The 10,036-nt window shown below is 70.5% G+C and carries 8 protein-coding genes; 6 read left to right on the top strand and 2 right to left on the bottom strand.

Going from position 1 to position 10,036, the window contains the following annotated elements; translation table 11 throughout:
* Nucleotides 1-158 precede the first annotated feature (158 nt).
* From KIP79_RS43495 to KIP79_RS43480, 4 genes are all read left to right on the top strand, one after another.
* Nucleotides 159-536: a MerR family transcriptional regulator gene (locus KIP79_RS43495; protein WP_214110920.1), complete on the top strand. Its 378-nt coding sequence runs from the start codon at nt 159-161 to the stop codon at nt 534-536.
* Nucleotides 537-617: 81 nt separating this feature from the next.
* On the top strand, nt 618-2,036 hold the full coding sequence (locus tag KIP79_RS43490) for a peptidoglycan D,D-transpeptidase FtsI family protein (RefSeq protein WP_250214821.1): 1,419 nt from the start codon (nt 618-620) through the stop codon (nt 2,034-2,036).
* Nucleotides 2,037-2,112: 76 nt separating this feature from the next.
* Nucleotides 2,113-4,038, top strand: coding sequence for an ABC transporter ATP-binding protein (locus tag KIP79_RS43485; RefSeq protein ID WP_214110918.1), 1,926 nt, complete (start codon nt 2,113-2,115; stop codon nt 4,036-4,038).
* Nucleotides 4,039-4,186: 148 nt separating this feature from the next.
* Complete coding sequence (locus tag KIP79_RS43480; protein ID WP_214110917.1) at nt 4,187-5,458, top strand: ABC transporter substrate-binding protein; 1,272 nt, start codon at nt 4,187-4,189, stop codon at nt 5,456-5,458.
* 9 nt (nt 5,459-5,467) lie between these two features.
* On the opposite strand, the gene KIP79_RS49925 is transcribed toward KIP79_RS43480, so the two are convergent.
* Nucleotides 5,468-6,439: a winged helix-turn-helix domain-containing protein gene (locus KIP79_RS49925; RefSeq protein WP_308170213.1), complete on the bottom strand. Its 972-nt coding sequence runs from the start codon at nt 6,437-6,439 to the stop codon at nt 5,468-5,470.
* An 83-nt stretch (nt 6,440-6,522) separates the two neighbouring features.
* On the opposite strand from KIP79_RS49925, the gene KIP79_RS43470 reads away from it, so the two are divergent.
* Nucleotides 6,523-7,734, top strand: coding sequence for an MFS transporter (locus KIP79_RS43470; protein WP_214110916.1), 1,212 nt, complete (start codon nt 6,523-6,525; stop codon nt 7,732-7,734).
* Here the strand turns inward: KIP79_RS43470 and KIP79_RS43465 are convergent.
* Nucleotides 7,714-8,700, bottom strand: coding sequence for a LacI family DNA-binding transcriptional regulator (locus tag KIP79_RS43465; protein ID WP_214110915.1), 987 nt, complete (start codon nt 8,698-8,700; stop codon nt 7,714-7,716). The two genes, KIP79_RS43470 and KIP79_RS43465, sit on opposite strands and share 21 nt — an antisense overlap.
* Nucleotides 8,701-8,850: 150 nt before the next feature.
* Here KIP79_RS43465 and KIP79_RS43460 point away from each other — a divergent pair, with 150 nt between their 5' ends.
* Entirely contained in the window at nt 8,851-10,023 is a 1,173-nt protein-coding gene (locus KIP79_RS43460; RefSeq protein WP_214110914.1) for a CynX/NimT family MFS transporter, read from the top strand.
* Nucleotides 10,024-10,036 lie beyond the last annotated feature (13 nt).

Genomic DNA, 10,036 nt, shown 5'->3' with positions numbered 1-10,036 from the left:
GGGGGGGGGGGGGGGGGGGGTGGGTGGGAGTTCCACGGCAACCATCGTGGGTGGGAGTTAGGGCATGCGTGTTGGAGTGGACTCCAGGGCTAGGCGGAACTCCCTGCGGTGGTGCGCATCTTGACCTGGAGTCCACTCCAGGTGCCAGGATCGGAGGCATGGCCATCTACACACCGGGACAGGTCGCCGAGGAGACCGGCTTCAGTCTGGACACCCTCCGCTACTACGAGCGCATCGGGCTGCTCGGCAACGTCGGCCGCAACGCCGCCGGCCAGCGGCGCTTCACCGACGGAGACGTCGGCTGGCTGAACATGATCCGCTGCCTGCGCGACACCGGCATGCCGATCGCCGAAATGCTCCGCTTCGCGGAACTGGTCCGCCAGGGCGACCACACCATTCGCGAACGCATCGAACTCCTTGAGTCTCACGACGACGGCGTGGAACGGCAAATAGCGCAACTGCGCCAGAAACAGGGCGCCATCCAGCGCAAAATCCAGTTCTACAAAGACGTGATGGCGATCCCCCAGGGCGTATAGCCAGGGCTTTGCCGCAGCGCGAGACCCCCTTTCCGGTCGGGCTGTTAAACCGGTCGGATGGCCGGACCTCGCGCTCGACGTATGAACATCCCGATCCGGCGGGTAGCCGTGATCGGCGGAATGATGCTCTTCGCCCTGCTCGCCAACGCCACCTACATCCAGGTCTTCCGGGCGGACGCGCTCAGGGCCGACCTACGGAACCAGCGGACGTCGATGGCACGGTTCGAGTTTCCGCGCGGCGATATTCTGCTGGCGGACGGAACGGTTCTCGCGACCAGTGAGAAGGTGGGCGGGCGGTATCCGTACCGGCGGGTTTATCCGCAGGGGGCGGTTTATGCGGCGGTCACCGGTTATCTGTCGCTGAATCGGAGCACAGGGCTGGAGTTGGCGGAGGACGCGGCGCTTTCCGGGGAGGATCCTCGGGTTCGGGTGCGGTCGATTCTTAAGAACACCGTCAAGGGCGCGTCGGTCACGCTGACCATCGATCAGCGGGCCCAGAAGGCCGCGTACGAGGCGTTGCGGGCGACGGGGAAACCGGGGGCGGTGGTCGCGATTGACCCGCTCAGCGGGGCGATTCTGGCGATGGTGTCGTATCCGGCGTATGACCCGAATGAGTTGACGGGGTTCGATCTGGTGAAACTCGCCCGGGTGGACCGGGAACTCCAGACGAATCCGGGGCGCCCGCTGCTCAACCGGGCCACCAGCCAGAACTACCCGCCGGGCTCGACGTTCAAGGTCGTCACCGCGGCGGCGGCCCTCGAGTCCGGCGCGTACACGCCCGCCACCCCGATCATCGCGCCACCCCGGATGGACCTGCCCGGCACCACCGTCTCCCTCCGCAACTCCGGCGGCGAGCACTGCGGCGACGGCAAACCCACCCTCGCCATGGCCTTCCAGCTCTCCTGCAACACCGCGTTCGCCGCCGTCGGCCTCCACCTCGGCCAGGACAAGCTGCGCGGGCAGGCCGCCAGGTTCGGCTTCGACGACGGCGGTCTCACCGTGCCGCTCCCGGTCGCGCCCAGCAGGTACCCCGAGCACATGGACCGCGCCCAGACCGCGATGTCCGCCATCGGCCAGTTCGACGATCTGGTGACTCCTCTTGAGATCGCCCTCATCTCGGCAGCCGTCGCCAACCACGGCATGCTGATGCGGCCCTACCTGGTCGAGGAGATCAGGCTCAGCGACGGAACCGTGGTCAGCCTCGGCGACCCCGGCCAGTATCGCGACTCCATGTCCGGCGCGGTCGCCGAGCAGCTCACCAAGATGATGGTGGGCGTGACCCGCCCCGGTGGCACCGGGGCCCTGGCCGCCATTCCCGGCATCGACGTGGCCGCCAAGACCGGCACCGCGGAGAACGACGGAAGCGACCACGCGGTACTCACCGCGTTCGCCCCGGCCAGGCATCCGATGATCGCGGTCGGGGTGCTGGTCGAGCACGGCGGATCCGGCGGACAGGTGGCCGCGCCGATCGCGCGGACGGTGATGCGTTCCGTGCTGTGATTCCCAAAAAGTTGTGATTCCCAATGTGGGCGTTAATGCATCGCGAATTGTCGGTGGTGGAAGAGACACTGACCGCATGGCGGCCACTCCTCTTGATGAGCACCGGGACAGCCATCCGGACGCTGACGTGGACGAAGGCAGGATCGACGACCTGCCGGACTTTTCAGATTTCGCTACCCATACCTGGCACGCACACGACGACAAGATGAGCGAGGTCGGGTTCGTCACCATCGCTCGCCGGTTACCCGCCCTGGTCGGGCAGGCGTTCCGCATGGCGTGGGAGGCCAATCCCCGCGACACCGTCGCGACCATCGCGCTCAACCTGCTCGGCGGCGTCTTCACCGCCTTCGGCCTGCTGGCCACCACCGGCGTGCTGGAGGCGCTGTTCGCGGCCGGGCCGACGCCCGAACGGGTGCGCGCGGCGCTGCCCAGCCTGCTGCTGGTCGGCGCGGCGGCGGTGGCCCGCTCGCTCTTCCAGGCCGGCGCCGGCTGGACCCAGGCCCGACTGGAGCCCCAAGTCCTGCGCATCGCCGAAAAGCGCCTCTACGGCCTGACCAGCCAGGTCGAGCTGATCCGGTTCGACGACTCCGACTTCCACGACGCCCTCCAGCGGGTCCGCACCCGGGGGCTGAGCTCCGCCGACTCGGTGGTCGGCTCCGCCGTCGACGTGCTGACCGCCCTGCTCAGCCTGGTCGCCGCCGCCGGCGTGCTCGGTGTGCTCCACCCCGTGCTGCTGCCGCTGCTGGTGGTCGCCGTGCTCCCCGACGCCTGGGCGACCGTCCGCGGCGCCAAGATGCAGTACGCGACGATGCTCTCCCTGCTGCCCACCTACCGCCGCAAGTGGATCGTCAGTGAGCTGCTCGCCGACCGGGAGACCGCCGCCGAGGTCCGCTCCTTCACGATGCGCGACTTCCTGCTCCGGGTGTACGACATGGTCGCCAGGCTCGAGCAGAACGTGATGATGCGCCTGGCCCGCCGGCAGACCCTGACCCGATTGGCCGGGCAGTCCCTCGGCGGCGTGGGCACCGTGCTCGTCTACGTCGCCCTCGGCCTGCTGCTGGCGGCCGGGTCGGTGCCGCTGGCCATCGCGGGCACCGCCGTGTTGGCCATCCGCTCGGGGCAGGGCTCGCTGTCCAACCTGCTCTACGCGGTGAACCGCCTCTACGAGAGCGGCCTCTACTTCACCGACTTCATCGACTTCTGTGCGGAGAACGAGGCCACCACCGTGGTCCGCGGCACCGGCCGCCCGCCCGACCACTTCGACCGGATCACCGTGGAGGACGTCACCTTCACCTACCCGGGCAAGGACACCCCCGCGCTGTCCGGCGTCTCCATCCACATCGACCGGGGCGAGGTGATCGCCCTGGTCGGCGAGAACGGCTCGGGCAAGACCACCCTCTCCAAGATCCTGGCCGGGCTCTACGCACCGGCGGGCGGTCAGGTGCGGTGGGACGACACCGACCTGGCCGGGGTCGACCCGCACCTGCTCCGCGGCCGGATCGCGGTGATCGCCCAGGACCACACCCGGTGGCCGCTCACCGCCCGGCACAACATCACCATGGGCCTGGAGAAGGGCGAGGAGGCGGTGCGGAACGCGGCGGGGGTGGCCGGCGCCGACGAGGTCATCGCCGAGCTGCCGCGCGGCTACCAGACCCTGCTGGACCGGCGCTTCACCGACGGGCAGGAGCTCTCCGGCGGCCAGTGGCAGCGCATCGCCGTCGCCCGCGGCTTCTACCGGGACGCGCCGTTCCTCATCTGCGACGAACCCACCGCCGCCCTCGACGCCCGGGCCGAACACGCCCTCTTCGAGCGGGTCCGCGCCCACTCCGACGGCCGGACCGTGCTGCTCATCACGCACCGGCTCGCCAGCGTGCGCCACGCCGACCGGATCTACGTCCTGGACCACGGGAAGGTCGTCGAACAGGGCACCCACGAGGAACTGATCACGAGTAACGGCATCTATGCCGATCTGTACAACCTGCAGGCCCGCGCGTACAGCTAGCCGAACCCCTGTGACGGAAGTGTTTGGTGGGACCAGAGAGCAGCGTGGGAGGTTAATGTTACGGTTCCGCACAAGCCTTGACGGGCCATGGTGCGGAGTGGGTTGATGGTCGGCCGACATCGTGGGCCGATAGACAGTGGAGTTAGCGATGGGACGACGATGGATGGCTACCGTCGCGATCTCGTTAGCCGGTCTGCTCGCGTTGAGCGCCTGTGGTGACGGCGAGGGTGGCAATGACTCGCGGCGGCAGGTCGCGGTCTTCTCCTGGTGGACCGGGGCGGGCGAGGCCGACGGCCTCAAGGCGATGCGGCAGATCTTCGAACGGGACAACCCCCGGCTGAAGTTCTTCGACGCGGCCGTGGCGGGCGGCTCCGGCGACCAGGCACGCGCGCTGCTGTCCAGCAAGCTCAACGCCAACCAGCCGCCCGACACCTTCCAGGGACACGCGGGCGCGGAACTCCAGGGCTACATCAAGGCGGGCAAGCTGGAGTCCCTCAACTTCCTCTACGACGAGCTCAAGCTGAAGGACGTCTTCCCCAAGCAGCTGATCGACCAGATCTCGGTCCAGGGCCAGGTGTACTCGGTGCCGGTGAACATCCACCGGTCCAACGTGCTCTGGTTCAACCCCTCGGTGCTGAAGGCGGCGGGGATCACGGGCCCGCCCGCGACCATCCCGGGCTTCGTCGCCGCGCTGGAGAAGGTCAGGGCCGCCGGCAAGATCCCGCTCTCCCTCGGCCCCCAGTGGACGGCGGTGCACCTGCTGGAATGCGTGCTCCTCGGCTCCCTCGGCACCCCTGCCTACAACCGGCTCTGGACCAGTGGTTCCGACTGGTCCGGCCCCGAGGTCACCAAGGCGCTCACCGACTTCAAGACCATCCTGTCGTACGCCGGCGACCCCGTGGACGACTGGCAGCCGGCCGCCAGGCAGGTGGCCGACGGCGAGGCCGCCTTCATGATCATGGGGGACTGGGCCTACGGCTACTTCCACAACCCGCCGGACGGCGGCCTCGGCAAGGTCTCCAGAACCGACTTCGACTGGGCTCCCTCGCCCGGCACCGACGGCACCTTCATGTGGCTTTCCGACAGCTTCACCCTGCCCAGGGGCGCCCCGTCCCGGGACGGCGCGGTGGCCTGGCTCAAGGTGGCCGCGAGTAGGGAGGGCCAGGACGCCTTCAATCCGCTGAAGGGCTCCATCCCGGCCCGTACCGACGCCGACAAGTCGCTCTACAAGGACTACCTGAAGTGGAACCTGAGCCAGTGGGCGACGTCCAAGCTGGCCGGTTCGATCCAGCACGGCGTGGTGGCCAACGACAACTGGCGTACCGCGATCAACGACGCGGTCGGCCTGTTCCAGCAGGACCTGGACGTGGCCGATTTCCAGCAGGCTCTCGTCGAGGCCGCCAAGAACAGCGGCCAGTGAGCCGCCCGCTCAGGGACTGACCAGTGCGTCGCCCAGCGACGTGCGGTGGTAGCGCACGGTGCGGCCGGTCCGGGTGCCGACGATCAGCCCGGCCGCCCGGAGCGCGGCGAGGTGGTCGCCGGTGGCGCCCAGGCTGAGCGTCAGCCGGGCGGCCAGCTGGGAGGTGGTGGCCGGGGTGGCCAGCTCGAGCAGGATACGGGCCCGGGAGCGGCCGATCAGCCGGGCCAGCGCCGAGGAGTCGGCGGTGAAGACGGGCGCCGCCGTGCCTCTGGCCGGGTAGACGAGGGCGTACGGCCAGAAGTCCTCCAGGTAGGCGACCACCTGGGGAGCGAACACGCTGGGCATGAGCAGCAGGCCGCGCCCGTCCAGCCGGTAGTGCTCCGGCTCGCCGTCGTGCTGGATTTCGATCGCGTCGTCCCGCCAGGCGATCTTCGGATGCAGGTCCTCCAGCGCCGCCGCCCAGCCGTAGGTGGCCAGCCGCCCGGCCCGCTGCACCACGTCACGTTCCAGGATGGCGTGGAACCGGGGCCAGTCGGGGGCGATGATCTCCCGCCAGACCAGCTGGAGCGCCTCGGCGAGCGCGGTCACCACGTCCGGGCCGTCCAGGATGGCCATCACCTCGTCGCTCGGGCGCGCCACCCCCTCCAGGTTCCGGGCGATCTCGTCCCGCGCCTGAGCGAGCGGGGTCGCCGTGATCTGATCGACTTCCGCCTCGAACGAGGTGTTCACCCCGCTCGGCGGCGGCGCCACGAAGTCGGCGTTGTACCCGCCCTTGCGCATCAGCGCCGCCAGCGCGCGCAACTGCGGGCTGGCCGCCCGCAGGTTCCGGTACGGTTCCCGCGCCCGCGCCACCCACGGCTGCAGGGCCCCGGCGGGCATCCGCCCGGAGAGCACCCAGAGCGCGTGCATGGTCTCCACCACGGGGGAGATCGCGAACCGGCTGGCGGCCACGTCCCGCGGGCTCACTTCAATCCGCCGCACCTCACCCCACCTTTCGGATATTTCCGAAATATTAGTCAAGAGCTGGCGATTGTCCGGAGGATCCTCTCAGGAGGTGGTCAGGGATGAAGACGGCCGGGCCGTCGGCCGACCGTGGCGCGACCTTTGGCGAGATCTTCGCGGTCGCCGAGTTCCGGGTGCTGTTCGCCAGCCAGTTGCTGATGGTGCTGGGCGAGTCGGTCAAGATGCTCGCCGTGTCCGTGCTGGTCTACGAGCGGACCGCGTCCGCCGGGCTGTCCGCGGCGGCGTTCATGCTCGGGTTCCTGCCACACGCGGTCGGCGGCGTCTTCCTGCTCTCCCTGGCCGACCGGTTGAGACCCAGGCCCGTGATGGTGGCCGGGGAGGTGGTGCGGGTCGCCGCGTGCCTGGCGCTGGCCTTTGCCGGGCTTTCGGTGTGGGCGGTGTTGGCGGTGGTCCTGGTGACCAGCGCGCCCGCGTCGATCTTCGCGGCGGCCCGCAACGCCATGCTTCCCGACGTGCTGAAGGGGGACGCCTTCGTCCTCGGCCGCGCGGTCTTCACGATGACGGGGGCGGGCGCGCAGATCGCCGGGCTGGCGGTGGGCGGCGGGCTGCTGGCCGTACTCGGGCCGAAATGGGCACTGCTCGGCACCGCGACCCTGTCGGCGGTGGACGCGCTGGTGCTCAGGTTCGGGCTGCGGGACCATCCCGCCCGCTCGGCGGAGTCGGGCGGGGTGGTCCGGGCGAGTCTGCGGGTCAACCTGGCGTTGCTGGCCGACCGGCGGGTGCGCGGGCTGCTGCTGTCCGGATGGGTGCCGGTGATGTTCATGGTCGGGTCGGAGGCGGTGTTCATCCCGTACCTGACCGAGCAGGGGTCGGCCTCCGGGGCCGGGCTGGTGCTGGCCGTGACGGCGGCGGGTATGGGGGTCGGCGAGTTCGTGGTCGGGCGGTTCGCGGGGCCCGCGCTGCGGGAGCGGCTGACCCTGCCGCTGGTCGTGCTGCTGGGGTTACCGTTGCTCGGGTTCCTGGCCGAGCCGGGGGTGGCGGTGGCGGCGGGGCTCGCCTTCCTGGCGGGCTGCGGCCTGGCCTACAACCTGGGGCTACAGCGCCGTTTCATCGAGGCGGTCCCCGAGGAGAGCCGGGGGCAGGCGTTCGGGCTCTCCGGCGCCGGTCTGATGACCTGCCAGGCGCTGGGCGGCGTGCTGGCCGGCGGGCTCGCCGAGCTCATCGGGACGGCGACGGCGATCGCGCTCTGCGGCGGCCTGGTGATCGTCTCGGCGGTCCTGCTCCGCCCGCACCTACGGCCGCAGAAAGCCTAGCCCGGCGCCCTCGCCGGAGCCCCGGGGAATCAGCCGGGTCGGCAGCTCCAGCCGCTCGACCGGCGCCCGGTCCCCGGCCAGCCGCCGGAAGAGCAGCTCGGCGGCGACCCGGCCGAGTTCGGCGGGGTCCTGCGCCACCACGGTCACGCCCAGCAGGTCGGCCAGCTCGAAGTCGTCGAAGCCGACCAGCGCGATCGGCGCGGCCAGCACCCGGAGGGTGGTCACGGTCACCCGGCCGTTCCCGGTGAACAGCGCCGTCGGCGGATCGGGCAGCGCCCGCATCCGGGCCAGTTCGGCCCCGATCCATCCGGCCTCGGGGGCGCCCATCGCCACCAGCGCCGGATCGTACGGCAGGCCCGCCTCGGCCAGCGCCTGGCGGTAGCCGTGCCGGCGCTGGTCGGCGGTGAAGATGGCCGGCGCGTCGGCGAGGAAGCCCACCCGGCGGTGGCCGTGGGCGAGCAGGTGGCGCACGCCCTCTCTGGCCCCGCCGGTGTTGTCGCAGAGCACGGTGTCGAACACGCGGCCGGAGCCGGAGGGCCGGTCGGCGAAGACCGCGCGGACTCCGGCGTCCAGTTCGGGGGAGAGGTATTCGTGGTCGTGCCCGGCCGGGACGATCACCAGGCCGTCCACGCGCCGGGCGCAGAAGCCCAGCACCAGTTCCCGCTCCCGGGCCGGGTCCTCGCCGGAGGAGCCGGTGAAGACCAGGTGGCCGTGGCGGAGCGCGACGTCCTCCACCGCGCGGCTGAGCCCCGAGTAGAAGGGGTCGGCGACGTCCTCGATGACCAGGCCGATGCTGGCCGTGCGGCCGCTGCGCAGGGTTCTGGCGCCCTCGTTGCGGCGGTAGCCGAGCCGCTGGATGGCCGCCCTGACCCGGTCGGCGGTGGCAGGATTGACCCCCGGCTCGTCGTTGACCACGCGGGAGACCGTCTTGAGCGCGACGCCCGCCGCCGCTGCCACATCGTTCATCGTCGGACGTCCCACAGCCCGGATCTTAGACCTGTGACCGCGGAGTACTAATGGGAAAGTTGCCAGATGGGCTGCCACTACGGTCCTGACCTGGCACGGCACTAGGGTGGCAGTCTGATAAGCAGGTTTCCCGTTAGTAAGGTCCTGGCCATGGGGCGTTCTGGCGCGTGGTTGTTGGTGGCCGGGTTCGTGTTGGCCGCGTTGAATCTTCGGCCGGGGCTGGCCGGGATTTCGCCCCTGTTGGGCGCGATCATGGGGGATCTGGCGCTTGGTGCGGCGGCGGCCGGGGCGATCACGACGGTCATGGTGCTCTGTCTCGGGCTGCTGGGGCCGGTCGCGCCGGTGCTGGCCGGTCGATTCGGGTTGGATCGTGCGCTGCTGGCGGGGTTGCTGGTGCTGGCCGCGGGGGCCGTGTTGCGGAGTTCGGACGGGCTCCCCGGGCTGTACGCGGGGGCCGTGCTGGTCGGAACGGCCATCGCGATTATGAATGTGGTCATGCCGGGGCTGGTCAAGCACCACTTCCCCACGCAGGTGGGCCTGTTCACCGGGATCTACGTCTCCTGCCTGGTGACGGGTGCGGCCGGATTCTCGGCCGCGGCCGTGCCGATCGCCGACGTCTACGGATGGCGCTTCGCGGCCGCCGCGCCCGCGCTGCTGGCCGTGCTGGCGGCCCTGGTCTGGGCGCCGCAGGCGTTCCGGCGGTCCGGCGTCCCGGGGCAGGGCGGCCCGCGACCCTACCGAGCCCTGCTCGCCAACCGGGTGACCTGGTACGTGACGGCGTTCATGGGCTTACAGTCCATGTCGTTCTACATCATGCTGGCCTGGCTGCCGACCATCTTCCGGGACGCCGGGCTCCCCGCCGACCAGGCCGGATACCTGCTCAGCCTGACCAACCTGGCACAGATCGCGGCCACCCTGACCGTCCCGGTGCACGCGGGCCGGGCCCGCTCCCAGGTGCCGCACGTGACGGCCGCCGCCGTGCTCACCGCGGGGGGCTACGTGGCCGTACTGCTGGCGCCCACCACCCTCCCCTGGCTGTGGATGATCATCCTGGGTGTCGGCCAGGGCGCGTCCATCGCCCTGGCGCTGCTGATCATCACGTTGCGGGCCCCGGATCCGGCCTCGGTGACCGCGCTCTCCGCCGTCGCCCAGTCCTTCGGATACGTGCTGGCCGCCCTCGGCCCCCTGCTGATCGGCCTGCTCAACCAGCTGACCGGCGGCTGGACCTGGCCGTTGCTGGCGGGCCTGCTGGTCTGCGCCGTCCAGCTCGCCTTCGGGGTGATCGCCGGCCGCCCGCTCCACCAGGAGGCTATCCTTAGGTAAGGCTAACCTAAAG

Source organism: Acrocarpospora catenulata (assembly GCF_018476525.1).
Taxonomy (GTDB): domain Bacteria; phylum Actinomycetota; class Actinomycetes; order Streptosporangiales; family Streptosporangiaceae; genus Acrocarpospora; species Acrocarpospora catenulata.
The sequence above is the reverse complement of the archived record's forward strand: the minus strand, read 5'-3'. Positions and strand labels throughout refer to the sequence as shown.

What these genes read in the sequence shown, in the direction of transcription:
- KIP79_RS43495 (WP_214110920.1), top strand. Translation starts at nt 159, where the DNA reads ATGGCCATCTACACACCGGGACAGGTCGCCGAGGAGACCGGCTTCAGT.
- KIP79_RS43490 (WP_250214821.1), top strand. Translation starts at nt 618, where the DNA reads ATGAACATCCCGATCCGGCGGGTAGCCGTGATCGGCGGAATGATGCTC.
- KIP79_RS43485 (WP_214110918.1), top strand. Translation starts at nt 2,113, where the DNA reads ATGGCGGCCACTCCTCTTGATGAGCACCGGGACAGCCATCCGGACGCT.
- KIP79_RS43480 (WP_214110917.1), top strand. Translation starts at nt 4,187, where the DNA reads ATGGGACGACGATGGATGGCTACCGTCGCGATCTCGTTAGCCGGTCTG.
- KIP79_RS43470 (WP_214110916.1), top strand. Translation starts at nt 6,523, where the DNA reads ATGAAGACGGCCGGGCCGTCGGCCGACCGTGGCGCGACCTTTGGCGAG.
- KIP79_RS43465 (WP_214110915.1), bottom strand. Translation starts at nt 8,700, where the DNA reads ATGAACGATGTGGCAGCGGCGGCGGGCGTCGCGCTCAAGACGGTCTCC.
- KIP79_RS43460 (WP_214110914.1), top strand. Translation starts at nt 8,851, where the DNA reads ATGGGGCGTTCTGGCGCGTGGTTGTTGGTGGCCGGGTTCGTGTTGGCC.